We start from the raw sequence: 14,817 nt of genomic DNA, 5'->3' as shown, positions 1-14,817 counted from the left end.
TACAAAATGTTAGTTACCCGTTGGGATAAAGAGCTTGGTGAGTTTAATGAATCCTTTGATATAGCAAAAAAAATCGATTTGACTTCCAGTTTACTTAAGGGCGTTGTACCCACAGTAGTGCTAGATGAAAAAAAGCCTGTATTTTTTTTCATAGGTAAATCAGATTCGCTTTTTGGTATAACTAGTTCGGGTATTTTCTCAAACGGAAGTAATGAAATATTTAAGATTAGCGCTATTAAGAATGATTTGGGATTGTATGACTTAATCTATCAATCAGTGAGTGAAGATAGGTTTGTGCTTACTAATGCGCAGCAAACTATCAAATTTGATAGGAGCATTCTTCTTTTTGATAATTTAGAGCAAGTGGAGTTTAGTTATTTTGGTTGGCAGCACTTGTTTCATAAAAATGATGATCAAATTAAACACCAGCAAAAGTGGACATCCTCTTATTCAGGGGTGCAGAGCCAATACATGCCACAGAAACTTGAATTATCTTTATCTAGAAATAAGCATCGGTTAGTATTTAGAGCCGATTTCGACTCAGAGCCAGAAAAATGGATGTCTCCTTATTTTGATAGGGACCACTAAGATGAAAACGTCTAACGGAATTGCTCTGATACAAACTTTATTGATAGTCGCTATATTGTCAATATTAGTCCTGTTTATTATTTCCTCAGCAAAAAGCCAAGTTGAACAAGCTTATCAGTTTAATAATAAGGTTGAAGCTCAATTGAGGTTACATAGTGCAGAATCGAAGATCTTATTTGATTTGCTGACTAGAAATAAATTTGAATTAATGTCATCAAATCTTATCGGTGATTCTCCTATTTGGAATTTTTATGGGGAAAGTTTTGACTTTAACGACAATGTTAAAGTGCTCATTCAAGACCAGAGTGGACTACTAAATTTACATTTTATAAATCAAGATCTGCTAAAAAAAGTGCTAATAAATAAAGGTTTGGACGATATAGAGTCGAATCAAGTCGTTGACATATTACTTGACTGGCAGGATCTCGATTCAGATGCTCGGGTAAACGGTTTGGAAGAAAGCACATCAAATTACACAATTAGAAATGGTGCTATACCCTCTTTAGCTGATGTAAAAAATATAAAATCGTTGTCTCCAGTGATTAAAAATGAATTAATAGCTTTAGGTACTATTTATCAGACTGGCGCATTAAGCATATTAAATGCCCATGAAGATATTTTATCTGCACTAATTCAAGATGACAATGCGTTACAATTAGTTTTAAATGCAAGGAAAAAGGGTGAACTAAGTCTGGATATGTTTACCGATCTAACCGGGGTTAGTGAAAATGATAGGCAGTATTTTTATACTTCAAACTATTTAATGATTCAGCTTGCTGCAAATGTTGAAGGTTCAAAAGCAACAAAAAAAATATATATGAACTTAAATCCCTATGCTGAAGGTGAAAGTTTACCTTTTAATGTATTCAAAGTGATCGAGTATTAATATGCTTTATTGGCAGCGATTTTTAAAAAAGCTAAATGTGATAAAAAAAATATTATTTAAATATATCTATTATTATGATGGTTCGTTACATGCATTTCGTGAGTTAGACGGCGCTTTTAAGCTTCAAGAAGTTTCTAAAGTAGAAAATAAGATTTTGTTTCTTATTGTTGGAAGAGAGTGCTACACCGAAAAGAAAGAACAATATCCAGTCACAAGTAATAAAGACTTAAAAAAATTATTAAAGTTAAATGCTGAAAATGGATTAATAAAGTCAGTAGTTCAATTTAAAAAAGATAATCAGTCACATGTAAATAGCTGGTTTTTTGAAAAAAAGGTACCTTCAGCTGTCTTTACTTTGCCTATAACTTTTCTTTTTATGCTGAAAAAAAATACTAGTGAATTATATGAAGTAGGCGCTGTGCATCCTTTTTACGTTATAAAAAAAGATAGTTGTATATACTCGACTTTAAAAACCCCGGTAATTAAAGATGCAACATCTTTTTTATATTCAATTGGTGCTGTATCCGATTTAAATGTAATAAAAGTAAATAAGGAACAGTTTGTTGAAGAGTTAACAAGCAGAAATTATTTATATGTGCTTAAGTATTTACCATCATTTTTTACTTACATACACAAGCCTTTGCAGAAAGATAAGGTTAAAGCGCTCATTTACCCTTTTGCCTTTACGCTATTTGCTTATGTTATGGCCTCTACTCTCTACCTGTATGCCAATAATTGGATATTAAATTCAAAGGTTGAACAATTAACAAAAAGCATTGATTCGGTATTCACCTTACAGGCAACACTTGAAGAGCAAAATACTCGGTATTTAGCAATTAATAAATTCTTATCAGATAAACATGTAACGTCACCTGTTTGGGATGTAATGGCAGAGCATTTTAGTAAAACAAAATTTGATAACATATCTTTAGATAAAGGGCGTTTTGTTATAAGGGGGACGGCAAAGCAAGCAACAGATGTATTAAGTTTACTTAGCTCGCACTCAATGGTTAAAAGTGCTCAATTCGACTTCCCAGTTATGAAGAATCAATATGGTGAGTTTTTTGCTATAAGTTTTTCATTATCAGATGTGGAAATTGAAAAGTTAAGTGCATCAAGTGACGTGCAAAAGGCATTAAATCATGAATGAACTAAAAAACAATAAGTTTTTACTCGTCATTTTGTTGCTTTTAGTTATTACAAAGTTTGTTTTTTTGCCATTTATTGAGTGGCAAAATGACTTGAACGAGCAAAATGTAGCCCTTGAAAAAAAGCATGGTAAAATTGAGCAGTTAGTAAAAAATAAAGATTATTTTTTACTACAAAATGAGTCATTAACTAAAGAGTTGAGCTTGTTAGAGCCTTTATTTTTTGAATCGAAAACTGAGGCAGAGTTTAAGTTAGAACAACAAAAGAAAGTTGAGCAACTATTTGATAAAAACAGCCTGTTTTTAACAAACGTTGCTTGGCAAACATCTTCAAAAGTGGATGAGCTAGGTTTAATCGAATATCGTTTACATTTAACGTTTGATGGTGATTTTCATAAAATACAGAATGTATTTATTACCTTAGAGAACTCCACTCCTTGGGTCAAAATAAATGAGTTCCACATCTCATTTGTTGGCGATGTAGAAAATCAATTAGGTTTTGTGAAGGGGGGGCGGCTTTTACTATCAATGTATGCCAATATTAATTCTAAAGAGAATGCAAATGCGGTTGAATAAAATCAATAGAACATCTTTAGCTATCGTTGTTAGCGTTTTTATTTTATGCGCTGCTGATTTTTATTTACGTTTTTTACCAGATTCTGGTGATGTGAAAAATCTTGACTTAGTAATGCAGAATCAAAATAAATTAGCAACAATAACGCCGATTTTGAATCAAGGTTATCTCAATGAAATTAAACTTCAGTACCAAGGCCTCACACCAAAAAGTCAATCCGAACAAGCCCTAAATGAACAGCCGCTAGGTCTATCGATAGAAGAGCAGCAAGCACAGAAAGGGGTTTTACAAACAGTGTATTCAGGTGATTATGCATTAACTTTAAAAGCGATTGTAAAGGTGGAGTCGTTAAATCTATCAAAACCTAAATACCAAGTACTGATTAATGAACACAATCTAAAAGAAAACCAGCAGCAGCTAATTCAAATAGAAAATGGAGCTTTGCTTCATGATTATCTCGTTAAAATTAATAGTAATAAACAAATTAAATTAACCAAAGGTATTGCAGAACCAATACTGCTAACCATGTATGAAATTAATTAAAAGCTAACGTTTTGTTTGTGTTAGCATCTTTTAACAGTCGTTGTAATAAATGTAAGTATCGAGTGATATGAATTGCTTTAAAAAAACCACACTAAGTATGATGTGCATCATTTTGCTAAATGGCTGCGCAACTTCAACTCAAAATAGCAAATACAAAGTTAGCCCATCTTTTTTAGAAAATAAGCTAACAATTAGTACAGCAACTGATGGCACTGTGACGCAGGCAAAAGCCAAAAAAACAGTTGAGGTTACTCCTGAACGTTACGAAAGCGTTCCATCAATGCAACACCAGGTTTCTTCAAATAACAACACCCCAGATTTACTTGATAATTTTAGCGACACGAAAGAGGTGTCACTCACCGCAGATAAGCTAGAGTTAAAAAGTTTACTACACCTTGTATTGGGCGACTTATTAAAAGTGAGCTACGTGCTCGACGAGCAACTCAATACTGATACGCAAACAGTAACATTAAATTTACAAAGCACCGTCAGCGAAAAAAAGCTATTCACCCTTACAAGTGAGCTTTTAGCACAGCGAGGCTACATTATTCGGCTAGAAGATAAAATTTATTACGTACATAAAGATACAGAACAATCTGCAAAATCTGAAATTGTGTATGGTTATGGTAAAAATGTAGCTGACGTACCAAACACCTCTGCCGAAATTGTGCAAATGGTGCCGTTTGAATATGGCATGCAAATTTCACTTGCCAACACCATTAGGCAATTATTAGGGGTGAAAATTAATCCAGATACCGACCGTAGTGCTTTAATTATTCAAGGTAAACGCGCCGAAATTATTCGTGCTTTAGAGTTCGTGCAGTTGATGGATAGGCCAGCCATGCTTAATCGGCAAATAGGATTATTTAAAGCTACTTATTTATCGACCGGAGATTTAATTAATAAATTAGAAGAACTTCTTAAACAAGAGGGCTTAGATCTTGGTAAGCAAGGCAATTTTAAGACTGCTATTTCAGTGGTTGAGTTAAATCAGCAAGGTACACTGGTTTTTTTTGCTAACTCAATGTCAGTGATTGACCGAGCGGTGTTTTGGGCGCAAAAAATAGATAAACCGATAATGACACTTGAAAAGCAATACTTTATTTATGTGCCGCAATACTCTCGCGCAACTGATTTAGGCACAAGTTTAGAAGCATTAATTACCGATGGGTCAAGTTCAATTAGCAATCAAACCTCGTTAAGTAACGAAAACAATAGTGCATCAAAAGCCACTAATACAGCGCGTTCAGCATCATCTGAACGCATGAAAATGGTGGTGGATGAGCGAGCAAACAGTTTGATTTTTTATACGACAGGTGAAGAATATCAAAAATTACTGCCTTTAGTTAAACGGCTTGATATACAACCAAAACAAGTGATGCTAGAGGTGTTAATTGCAGAGGTGAGTTTAACGGATGAGTTTAAACTAGGTGTTGAATATGCCTTTAATAATGGCAATTACGGTTTATCAACCACCGGTGCATTTATGGGCGACGGCTTTGGTGGCTTATCGTATTTGCTAAAAGGCCAAAATGGCCAGCTGGCAATGAATATGCTACAAACAAACAGTTTGGTCAATATACTATCACGCCCCACCTTGGTGGTGCGCGATGGTGTGAGTGCCTCAATTAATGTTGGAACGGATATCCCAATTATCGGCGAAACAGCGTCTGACCCAATCAATGGCGACAGACAAACGACTAAAATTGAATACCGTAAAACGGGTGTAGAGTTGAAGGTGACTCCAACAGTGAATGCGCAAGGAGTGATAGTGATGGACATTGACCAAAAAATATCAAACCAAGTGCAATCGGGCTCAACGGTTGCGGGTAATCCAAGTGTCTTTGAACGGACTATAAAAACCGAAGTGATCGCCAAAAGTGCACAAACCATTGTTTTAGGTGGCTTAATTAGCGAAAATCGCAGCGATAAAGAATCAAGCGTGCCCTTGTTTGGCTCAATTCCTATTATTGGTAACTTATTTAAGGCACAAACAAGCGGTGGCGATAAAACCGAGTTGGTGATTTTTGTTACCCCTCGGGTGATTGAGTCTGCTGATGAGTGGCAAGCGCTGCTTGAAATGTTTAAGAGCAACCTAACTGAGTTAACAATTCATTAAAATTTAGATTATTAATTGAATTACTTAATAAAGTTAAGTAATATCACGAAGGCTTACAAAGGTAGGTTGTAAGGCGTTTTGTTTTTATTTAAAACATAGCTTTAAATATACTTTAATTGTGTATTTAAAAGCCGTGTATTGACAAAAAAATAAAATTGTACTTAAACTATCGTTGTTTGGTTGTTACTTAGGTGACGGCCTAAGTAAAATAACAAAAGTAAATATTAAAATAATGATGACATTATTTTAGTTTCATGAAACTTGGAGAATGGAAACATGTTCAAAAAAACTCTACTAGCCCTTTCTGTAGCCGGTGCTGCATTTGGTGCTCAAGCGGGTGCAATTTATTCAACTGCTACAAATACAGCTGCAACAAACGCAAACTTTACTATTGGTAATGGTGGCGCTGGTCTTGCTGGTGAGGCTCTTGGTGTTATCGCAGGTGCTGCTGGCAATGTTTTATCAACAGCAGGTAACTGTGAGGTTGCAGCAACGAATTTAACTGGTGACTTAGTCGCTAATGGTTTTACTAATGTTGCAGCATCAAATGACGATGATGTATCTGTTATTTCTGGTACAGATCTTGGTTTGTTCTATGCAAATGAAAAAGTTACAATGACTGCAAATGATGCATGTAAAGTTGCACTTAAAACTGTAGTCTCAGCTTCTTCAGCTAAAAGTCCTGTTGAGCAAAAAGGTACTGTTACCGTTGGTGCTGCAATCGTAGCTGGTTTAGGTGGATACCGTAAAGAAGATACAATCACAATTAACTTCACGGGTGCTAAAATTGACCCTTCTGTGATTCCAACACTTTCAACAACGGCATCTGGTGCTAACATCGTTTTACTTGATATCACAGCTACAACAGTACGTTTCACGGTTGATGCTACAGCAGATATTCCTGGTAATGCGATTTTAACTCTTGCTGGTGTTAAGTTAAACACTACTGGTTTAACGTCTGGTTCAAACGTATCTATCGATACATTTGCTACAAATACATCAGGTACAAAGTACGATATTATTGATGCTACAAAAATTCATGAATTAGTACCTCAGTACTCAGCTACAGTAAAACGTAAATTCGACGGTATCATCGATGTAAGTGAAGATCGTAAAAACTTATTCACTGCAACTGGCGGAAGCGCAGTTGCAAATGATGATAATGATGGTGATGCGTTTGTTGCTAAAACAGATACTATGTTGATTGAAGTGAAAAGAGATGCAACAGACAACCTAGTAACTGCTCAGGCTATTACCTTTACGTTAACAGGTGATTTCTCTTGGTTAGCTTCCGTTGCTAATACATCTAACGATAACGTTGCTGTAACAAATGCTGAGATTGCAACTCACTTAGGTGCGTTTATGTCTAGCGATGCAGGTGCAACTTATGCTGTTACTCCTGGTTCTGTAACGTTATCATCAGACCAAAAAACATTAACAGCTAAAGTAACTACAGCTACCGCACATGGTACGTGGGGTGTGAAGTTAGTTGTTCCTGGTAAATCAGCGACAAACCCAGTTATTAACGAGCAAAAGTATACTATCGCAGCAGTTGTTAACGATGCCACAGCATCTCCAAACACAATCAACATGACAGCAACTTCAGCTGTTGATGCCGGTGAGTGGAAATTAAATGGTTCTGTAGTAACAATTCCTTACATGCCGTTTGATGACAACACAGCGGTAATTATGCGCCACACTAACACGGGTGTTCAAACTGGTGATATCACAGTGCGTTATATGCTTGAAGGTGTTGATTCTAATTGGATTTCTGCTGGTGTAGTTGGTCAATCTAGCCGTGGTGTTAAAGACATCCGTGACTTAGTGATCAATGCAATCAAAACTAAATCAGGTAAAGTATCTGGTAAAGCAGCAATTGAAATCACTACAAATGTACCATCTGATGATGTAACTGTGTATGCTGGTTTCCGTGTTAAAGACGAAAATGACCGCGGTTTCGTAGGTACTTTCGGTAAGCATGGTTCTGCTAAATAATTAAAATAATTTAATTGTTGATTAAAAAGCGAGCTTAGGCTCGCTTTTTTATTGATGAGTCAAAAATAATAAAGAGTGAAAATGAATAAGGTTGCACCTGATTGGGTTTGTGATACACCCGAAAAATTACCTGACTTTATGATTGTAGGGGCGATGAAGACGGGCACAACCAGCTTGCATTACACTCTAAATTGTCATCCTGATGTGTTTTTACCCGATAATGAAGTGTTTTTTTTTGACATGGATGATGTGCTTGAACACCCTGACTTTTCATGTTTTACGCAACAACACTGGCAGCAGCATCGCATTGAGCAAAATAAAGCGCATTATTGGCAGTGGTATTTAAACAAATTTAGTGCACCACACGCTAAAGTGATTAAAGGTGAAGATTCTACCACCTATTTAGCATCAGAGCGTGCCATTAAGCGTATTGCAATGCAGCACAAAGCGATAAAATTAATAGTAATTTTAAGGCAGCCTACAGACCGTGTGTATTCGCATTATTGGCATATGCTAAAAGCAGGCAAAGCAATATTTAGTTTTGAAAAAACCATTGAATATTTACCGCACTTATTATTAGCTCGCAGCCAATATAAACAGCAGCTTGAGGTGCTTTATCGGCATATCCCTAAAGAGCAAATTAAAATAGTATTGTTTGATGAATTAACACAGCAGCCTATTAGTACAATAAAATCAATTTGTGAGTTTATTAACGTAGATGCTGCACTGTTACCCACGAGTGCATATTCAATCCATGCCAACAAAGGTAAAGTGCCGCGATTTATTGGTTTAGATATCATTAAAAATCGACTATTTAGGGGTGTTTCAAATAGAGCTTATCAACAGCATTTTGGTTTAGCGCAAGATAAAAAACATTTAATCAGTGATGGATTTAATAAAGTGTATAGGCTGCTCAATCCCTTGATTGAAAAAAAAGTTCCTCCAATGAATAAGGCAACAAGAGAGTTTCTTGATAACTATTTTTATACCCAATTACAGGGGCTCGATGCGTTGATTGAAAGGCCTGTAATGGATTTGTGGTTTAATAGGCTTAAATAACGTATTTCAATGGATAATATGTTTCAATATTTAAAGGTTTTAAAATCAGCATCTGTATTGATGGGCATAAAGTTGGCAATTGCTGGTTTATCACTGATAGCCTATGTATTACTTGCCCGAATGCTATCGATTGATGAATTTGGTTTGCTCAGTGTTATTATGACGGTTGTGATGTTTATGACTGCAACTGCTAAATTCGGTTATGAAAATGCAGTAGTGCGATTTTTTGCTCAATATAAAGAAGCACAATTATCTGGGCTTTATCGATATTTTTTCTGTTTATTTATATATTCTAACCTTGCAACTCTCGTTATTTTTTATATTACATTTGATTCAATAATTGATTTTTTTCATAAGGCTAAAATTGGTAATTCATTATTCTATTTGATGTTTTTATTCGCTATTTTTCAATCCTATCTTGCATTGAATAGTAGTGTTTTAAAAGGGCGTGGTGAAGCTGGTTGGAGTTTGATCTTTAGCGGTTTAATTACCCAAAGTGGCGTAGTTGGTTATTTACTCATTTTTGGTGTTGCACAGGCCGAAACAGCTGTTTTGATTTTTGTATTTTGTGCTGCTATTTCGTTGTTATTGAGCTTGTTTGTCGTCTCAAATAAATTTGTATTGTTAGGCCAAGGGTATATTAAATGTGACCAAAAGGATAAAAAGCTGATATTTAAAGTGAGTCGTACTTTGTTTGTTAGCGCATTTGCAGCGTTAGTTTCACAGCAATGTGCCATTTTAATATTAGCAAAATTTTCGAGCGTTACTGATGTCGCTATTTTTAATGTCGCTTTGAAGATATCACTTGTAATGGGTTATCCATTACTTGTTGTTAATGCAATGATGGCGTCTAAATATGCCACCTTGTACAAGAATAAAGACATTACGCGTTTAAAATCGCTTGCCCAACTTTCTAGTCGGATATTGATGTTGTTGGGGGGGATTGGTTTTGCGCTGATTGTGTTTTTTGCTAGTGATATGGTTCTTATTTTTGGTGATGGATATGTCGAAGCTGCGCGGTTGCTGATTATTTTAGCGTTTGGTCAGGTAGTTAATTTATCTTGTGGTTCTGTGGTGACAATTTTAGTGATGGCTGGGTATGAAAAATTCCACCGTACAAACTCAATTGCTCATGCTATTTTAACGATTGTTTTATTATATATTTTTGTGCCTTTAAATGGTGTGCTCGGCGCGGCTTATGTGATGACCTTTAATTTAATAACATTTAATATTGCGGGGTTAATTGCTGTTTACTGTTTTATATATCAGAAAAGTAGACCAGTTGAATGATAACCAACAAAAGAGAGTTATTTATGCGAGTGCTTGAGCGTTTTTTTATATTTCGCTGGCTTTTAAAAATTAAGCGCCTTTATTCGTTAAATAAAAAACTGCAACACCAGCTTGAGCTAGTGACTGACTTATATGCCAATATTAGCTTAGGGCGCTTCACTAACAACCGAAAAAAGGTTGATTTGTTGGTATCGTTAACATCATACAGCGATAGATTAGATACCGTCCATCTCACTATCTTAAGTCTTTTAAACCAAACAATTACACCTGAAAAATTAATATTGTGGCTTGCTGATGATGAACCTACTATAGATAAATTACCAAGTACGCTCACTGATTTAATACCTTTTGGTTTGGAAATTAAATATTGTGCTGACATTCGATCTTATAAAAAATTAATACCGACACTCGAACTTTATCCTGATAAGGTTATTGTTACATTTGATGATGATGTTATTTATCCTAATTCACAATTAGAAATGCTTTATCTGGCTCATTTGAACTCACCAACTAATGTTATCTGTCATCGAGCACACAGAATAACTAGAGATAAAAATGGTGATATATTACCTTATAAGCTATGGGAGAAAGATTTGAGTTTTAGTGAAAAAACGATAGATTTATTTCCAGTAGGTATTGGGGGAGTTTTATATCCACCACGTTCACTTCATCAGGATGTATACAAGCGCGAGCTATTTACAGAGCTTTGCCCGTATGCTGATGATATTTGGTTTAAAGTAATGGCTTGTTTAAACAATACGGGTACTCAATTAGTTTCACATCCACGCGACATAGATGATTATTTTCAAATACCCAAAACTGCTCACAGAGGGCTATGGCAACATAATTTGCTAAATAATGATAATCAATTAAAAGCCGTAACAAAGTACTTCATGATAGAAATATGAAAATAATAAAAAAAATTTTATTGACCCTTGTTCACCGAATTCCCCTGCCTTATTACCCATTTAAGCTATTTATGCATAAGCATAAATGCATTTTTGTTCATATTCCTAAAAATGCGGGCACAAGTGTATTAAGGGCATTTAAAGATAAAGGTTATCGAAAGCATGCTAAATGGTATGATTTTTATGAATCAAATGGCTATTTTTTTGAAAAGTATACCAAGTTTGCGATTGTAAGAGAGCCGCTAAGTCGGCTTTATTCTGCTTATAACTATGCGATAAAAGGGGGTAACCGAACTTCTTCCGATCTTTTACTAAAAGATGAAATACAAAAAAACTCAACTGATTTTGAAAGTTTTATATTGAATGTGCTCGACCATGACTTTTTAATGATTCAAATTTTGTTTATGCCGCAATATGTTTTTGTTTTTGATCGCCATTATAACAAACAAGTCGATTTATTACTGAAATATGAAAACCTTGAAAGTGACTGGCTGAGGCTAAATGATTTGCTAGGCCTAAACTTATCGTTACCTTGTGAAAATCAAACAACTAAACCTGATGTTGAAATATTATTAAGTGCGCAAGCTACTGAAAAGGTGAAAGCACTTTATCATTTAGATTACACACTTTTTAATTATAATCTGACGACGAGTTAAATATGGCAATTTTAATAACTAGTAATGCTTACTTTCCGAATATTGGGGGGGTAGAGAATTCATTATTATATTTAGCCAAAAGTTACGTAAAGTTAGGGTTTGACGTTGACTTAGTAGTGAGTGATGTCAATTTGGTTAATGATGACATACTGCCTAAATTTGAAGAGGTCGATGGTATTAAAATACATCGATATGCGAGTTATCAATTAGCTTCAAAATACTTGAAGCCTTTTTGCTTTTTCAAAAGACAATTGAATGCATTAAGAATACTTTACAAAATTAAACGCGTGACCCAACCAGAATTGACTATTAGTCGCTTTCATACAAATACTATTTTAGCTAAGTTGGTGGGGTTAAAAAATGTTGTTTATTTAGTGCCGGGCGAAGTTGGTCGGCAAAACTCCAATAAAAACATGTCATTCAAGAAAAGAAACGCCTTTAAATCAGCGGTCAGCTTTTGGTTAGATCTTGCGTTACAAAAGTTAGCATTATTTTGGGCAGATAAATTATTTGTGTTTAGTTTATCAATGCAAAATCAAATTAAGAGCTCTATTGGTAAGGTGGCTTTTATTTTAAAACCAGGTGTTGAATGCGAGCGTTTTTCACCCGCTAATAAGTCAGAAAAAAGAGCATTAAGGGAACAGCTGAATTTGCCTCAAGATAAAGTGATCTTATTAATTGTTGGACGATTTGTTCGGGCTAAAGGAATTCGGTTTGCTTTGGAGGCACTAGGTTATTTGGATAATCACCATTTAGTTATTGTTGGTAGTGGTGATGAGCTAAAGCAATATACAGATTATGTGACTGAGCATAAACTAACTAGTTTGGTGACATTTGCAGGCGTTAGGTTCGATACTGAGAATTATTACGCAGCTGCGGACCTATTTATAATGAGTTCAATTTACGAGCCGTTTGGACAAACTATTTTGGAAGCTATGGCTGCCGGATTGCCTGTGATTGCTTTTAGTGTTAAGTCGGGGGTTGAAACGGCTACTGCTGAAATATTATCAGAGTCAGAAGCTGTCTTTGTTGATGAGTTATCAGGAGAAAAGTTAGCGTCGGCTATTTTAAACCTTGGTGATGACGAACAAACAATGAGACTGTTATCGCAAGAATCAAGAAAGATAGTTGCTGCACACTACAATTGGGTGGTTTTAGCTAATAAGTTGATTGAGTGTAATAATCGTTAAACTAGTTGAGTTCATTTGAAATTAATTTAAAATGAACTGGTTTTTGGGTTATCAGTTATTGTTTGGTCTGATATGGGCTTTTTAATTTGAGAGTTATGTTGTTAGTTATATTTTTACCGTTCTTAAAATTAAAATGTCTCTAGGCTTTTTTAGGGTTTTATTCAGGCTTAATATTTGATATGCAAATCTCTGTTGTCGTACCTCTTTATAATAAATCTAAGTATATTGTTCGCGCGATAGAGTCAATTTTGAGCCAATCAAAATCAGTATTTGAAATTATCGTTGTAGATGATGGGTCGACCGATGGTGGGGGGGAGCTTGTACAAAAGCATTTTGCTGACAAGGTTACTCTAATTAGCCAACAAAACTGTGGTGTGTCTAAAGCGCGTAATGCAGGTTTGGCTCAAGCAAAGTCAGATTATGTTGCCTTTTTAGATGCAGATGATTATTGGTATCCTCAATTTATTTCAAATATTAAGCAAGTGAAAGTGGCTTTTCCTGATGCTGGAATGTTTTGCACAGCTTATGAATTTTTTAAAGATGATGCGCTTGTTAAAATAAAAAATCCTTATTTACCTGTAGGATCTGGCATTATTCATGATTACTTTGCGGCTTGCTGTAATGTTGATTTACCTGTTACGGCTTCTTCAGTGTGTATTAATAAAGCCTTGTTATTATCTGTTGGCGGGTTTCCTGAGTCGATTAAAATAGGCGAAGATCAAGCTGTTTGGGGCGCTTTAGCGTGTAAGGCAGACATTGCATATCACTCAGATATCAGTGTTGTATATGATTTGTTGGCTTCCGATAGTACACGTCATTTTCAGCAACGGTTATTACTTTCTCCTCATGTTGATTTATTTTGTAGTTTATTGACAAGTCATGCTGTTCCGAGTCATTTGAAAGAAAGTTTGCAAAAGCTGATTCATTTAAGTGTGATGAGTTGCATTAAAAATAATTTAATAGCTGGTGAGCGTTCGCAAGCATTTGATTTGTTAGTTAATAACGATAAATTAATTTGGGATAAATATAGAGTTATCGCTTTTGGTTTATTAATTTTGCCAAAGTGGTTAATTGCTAGGTTTTATGGTTATGCACGAAATTTTAGATAAAGTTAAATCATCCCCTGATATTTATAAGCAATTAGCTGCCACTATTGAATCTGAAGAAGTGCGTGAAACTCAAGCTATTAGCTTTGTAAACCCATACTCATATTTATTGCTAAGAAATAATCGCCAGTTAATAGCTGACTTAGATTGTTTGTACACCGATGCAATTTCTTCAGCAAAAATATTTTCGATGTTGTTTTCAAAAAAAATTCCTCGGATAAGTTTTGATTTAGGCTCGTATGCGCGCCATTTTTTTGAGCAGGCAAATCAGCATAAGTTCCCTATTTATTTATTGGGTGCTAAAGAGGCTGAGATAAACAATGCAGTTGCGATTTTTAAAAAAGAATACCCTAATTTAAATATTGTGGGTTATCGCGATGGTTATTTCAGTGATGATGGCGCTGTGATGCAGGCTGTAGTTGATAGCGGTGCTCAATATGTGATTTGTGGTATGGGGACGCCGCGCCAAGACGAATTTGCTGTAAAGTTAAAGCAATTTCAGCAAGGTAAAATCAAGCAAGTTTATACGTGTGGTGGATTTTTACATCAAAGCTCTGAGCGGTTAGAATACTATCCGCATTTTATTAATCGCTTTAATTTACGTTGGTTGTATCGTGCATTAACTAACTCGTATGTAGCTAAAAGGTTGTTTTTTGATTATCCCAAGTTTGTATTTAAAGTTCTCGCTGATTTTTTTACTAAAAGTAAGGGCCATTAATTAAAATAAATGGTCTTTTTTATGTCAAATTTAGAGT

14 protein-coding genes are annotated in these 14,817 nt (G+C 35.1%); all 14 read left to right on the top strand.

Features of this window, described 5'->3' with window-relative positions; genetic code table 11:
* Positions 1 to 6 precede the first annotated feature (6 nt).
* The 14 genes from AC3KZC_RS15045 (at position 7) to AC3KZC_RS14980 (ending at position 14,780) form a co-directional block, all read left to right on the top strand.
* The gene (locus tag AC3KZC_RS15045) at positions 7 to 588 is read left to right on the top strand and encodes a hypothetical protein (protein WP_490577872.1); all 582 of its coding nucleotides are present in this window, start codon (positions 7 to 9) and stop codon (positions 586 to 588) included.
* A gap of 1 nt (position 589) precedes the next feature.
* Positions 590 to 1,474 (top strand): type II secretion system minor pseudopilin, encoded by an 885-nt coding sequence (locus tag AC3KZC_RS15040; RefSeq protein ID WP_490577730.1) that lies wholly within the window; start codon positions 590 to 592, stop codon positions 1,472 to 1,474.
* Between the two features lies 1 nt (position 1,475).
* The gene (locus tag AC3KZC_RS15035; protein WP_490577729.1) at positions 1,476 to 2,624 is read left to right on the top strand and encodes a hypothetical protein; all 1,149 of its coding nucleotides are present in this window, start codon (positions 1,476 to 1,478) and stop codon (positions 2,622 to 2,624) included.
* Positions 2,617 to 3,198, top strand: a complete 582-nt coding sequence (locus AC3KZC_RS15030; protein ID WP_490577728.1) for a hypothetical protein — start codon at positions 2,617 to 2,619, stop codon at positions 3,196 to 3,198. The genes AC3KZC_RS15035 and AC3KZC_RS15030 overlap by 8 nt, the downstream gene beginning before the upstream one ends.
* On the top strand, positions 3,185 to 3,739 hold the full coding sequence (locus AC3KZC_RS15025; RefSeq protein ID WP_490577727.1) for a hypothetical protein: 555 nt from the start codon (positions 3,185 to 3,187) through the stop codon (positions 3,737 to 3,739). The genes AC3KZC_RS15030 and AC3KZC_RS15025 overlap by 14 nt, the downstream gene beginning before the upstream one ends.
* Positions 3,740 to 3,806: 67 nt before the next feature.
* A complete protein-coding gene (locus tag AC3KZC_RS15020) occupies positions 3,807 to 5,858 on the top strand; it encodes a type II secretion system protein GspD (protein ID WP_490577726.1) in 2,052 nt (683 codons plus the stop codon).
* Between the two features lie 276 nt (positions 5,859 to 6,134).
* A complete protein-coding gene (locus tag AC3KZC_RS15015) occupies positions 6,135 to 7,853 on the top strand; it encodes a Slr4 family S-layer protein (protein ID WP_490577725.1) in 1,719 nt (572 codons plus the stop codon).
* Between the two features lie 81 nt (positions 7,854 to 7,934).
* Entirely contained in the window at positions 7,935 to 8,912 is a 978-nt protein-coding gene (locus tag AC3KZC_RS15010; RefSeq protein ID WP_490577724.1) for a sulfotransferase family protein, read from the top strand.
* A 9-nt stretch (positions 8,913 to 8,921) separates the two neighbouring features.
* Entirely contained in the window at positions 8,922 to 10,202 is a 1,281-nt protein-coding gene (locus AC3KZC_RS15005; protein ID WP_490577723.1) for an oligosaccharide flippase family protein, read from the top strand.
* Between the two features lie 23 nt (positions 10,203 to 10,225).
* The gene (locus AC3KZC_RS15000) at positions 10,226 to 11,110 is read left to right on the top strand and encodes a glycosyl transferase (RefSeq protein WP_490577722.1); all 885 of its coding nucleotides are present in this window, start codon (positions 10,226 to 10,228) and stop codon (positions 11,108 to 11,110) included.
* Between the two features lie 71 nt (positions 11,111 to 11,181).
* Positions 11,182 to 11,766 (top strand): sulfotransferase family 2 domain-containing protein, encoded by a 585-nt coding sequence (locus tag AC3KZC_RS14995; RefSeq protein ID WP_490577721.1) that lies wholly within the window; start codon positions 11,182 to 11,184, stop codon positions 11,764 to 11,766.
* Between the two features lie 2 nt (positions 11,767 to 11,768).
* Positions 11,769 to 12,956 (top strand): glycosyltransferase family 4 protein, encoded by a 1,188-nt coding sequence (locus AC3KZC_RS14990; protein ID WP_490577720.1) that lies wholly within the window; start codon positions 11,769 to 11,771, stop codon positions 12,954 to 12,956.
* A gap of 179 nt (positions 12,957 to 13,135) precedes the next feature.
* Positions 13,136 to 14,065, top strand: a complete 930-nt coding sequence (locus AC3KZC_RS14985; protein ID WP_490577719.1) for a glycosyltransferase — start codon at positions 13,136 to 13,138, stop codon at positions 14,063 to 14,065.
* The gene (locus tag AC3KZC_RS14980; RefSeq protein ID WP_490577718.1) at positions 14,046 to 14,780 is read left to right on the top strand and encodes a WecB/TagA/CpsF family glycosyltransferase; all 735 of its coding nucleotides are present in this window, start codon (positions 14,046 to 14,048) and stop codon (positions 14,778 to 14,780) included. Before AC3KZC_RS14985 ends, AC3KZC_RS14980 begins: the two co-directional genes overlap by 20 nt.
* The last annotated feature ends 37 nt before the right edge of the window (positions 14,781 to 14,817 follow it).

The organism is Pseudoalteromonas sp. J2K-J031, from assembly GCF_058197095.2.
The sequence above is the reverse complement of the archived record's forward strand: the minus strand, read 5'-3'. Positions and strand labels throughout refer to the sequence as shown.

Excerpts from the sequence above, each read along its gene's own strand:
- AC3KZC_RS14995 (WP_490577721.1), top strand. The coding sequence starts at position 11,182 with ATGCATAAGCATAAATGCATTTTTGTTCATATTCCTAAAAATGCGGGC.
- AC3KZC_RS15035 (WP_490577729.1), top strand. The coding sequence starts at position 1,476 with ATGCTTTATTGGCAGCGATTTTTAAAAAAGCTAAATGTGATAAAAAAA.
- AC3KZC_RS15005 (WP_490577723.1), top strand. The coding sequence starts at position 8,922 with ATGGATAATATGTTTCAATATTTAAAGGTTTTAAAATCAGCATCTGTA.
- AC3KZC_RS15045 (WP_490577872.1), top strand. The coding sequence starts at position 7 with ATGTTAGTTACCCGTTGGGATAAAGAGCTTGGTGAGTTTAATGAATCC.
- AC3KZC_RS15030 (WP_490577728.1), top strand. The coding sequence starts at position 2,617 with ATGAATGAACTAAAAAACAATAAGTTTTTACTCGTCATTTTGTTGCTT.
- AC3KZC_RS15015 (WP_490577725.1), top strand. The coding sequence starts at position 6,135 with ATGTTCAAAAAAACTCTACTAGCCCTTTCTGTAGCCGGTGCTGCATTT.
- AC3KZC_RS15040 (WP_490577730.1), top strand. The coding sequence starts at position 590 with ATGAAAACGTCTAACGGAATTGCTCTGATACAAACTTTATTGATAGTC.
- AC3KZC_RS15010 (WP_490577724.1), top strand. The coding sequence starts at position 7,935 with ATGAATAAGGTTGCACCTGATTGGGTTTGTGATACACCCGAAAAATTA.
- AC3KZC_RS15025 (WP_490577727.1), top strand. The coding sequence starts at position 3,185 with ATGCGGTTGAATAAAATCAATAGAACATCTTTAGCTATCGTTGTTAGC.
- AC3KZC_RS14990 (WP_490577720.1), top strand. The coding sequence starts at position 11,769 with ATGGCAATTTTAATAACTAGTAATGCTTACTTTCCGAATATTGGGGGG.
- AC3KZC_RS14980 (WP_490577718.1), top strand. The coding sequence starts at position 14,046 with ATGCACGAAATTTTAGATAAAGTTAAATCATCCCCTGATATTTATAAG.
- AC3KZC_RS15000 (WP_490577722.1), top strand. The coding sequence starts at position 10,226 with ATGCGAGTGCTTGAGCGTTTTTTTATATTTCGCTGGCTTTTAAAAATT.
- AC3KZC_RS14985 (WP_490577719.1), top strand. The coding sequence starts at position 13,136 with ATGCAAATCTCTGTTGTCGTACCTCTTTATAATAAATCTAAGTATATT.
- AC3KZC_RS15020 (WP_490577726.1), top strand. The coding sequence starts at position 3,807 with ATGAATTGCTTTAAAAAAACCACACTAAGTATGATGTGCATCATTTTG.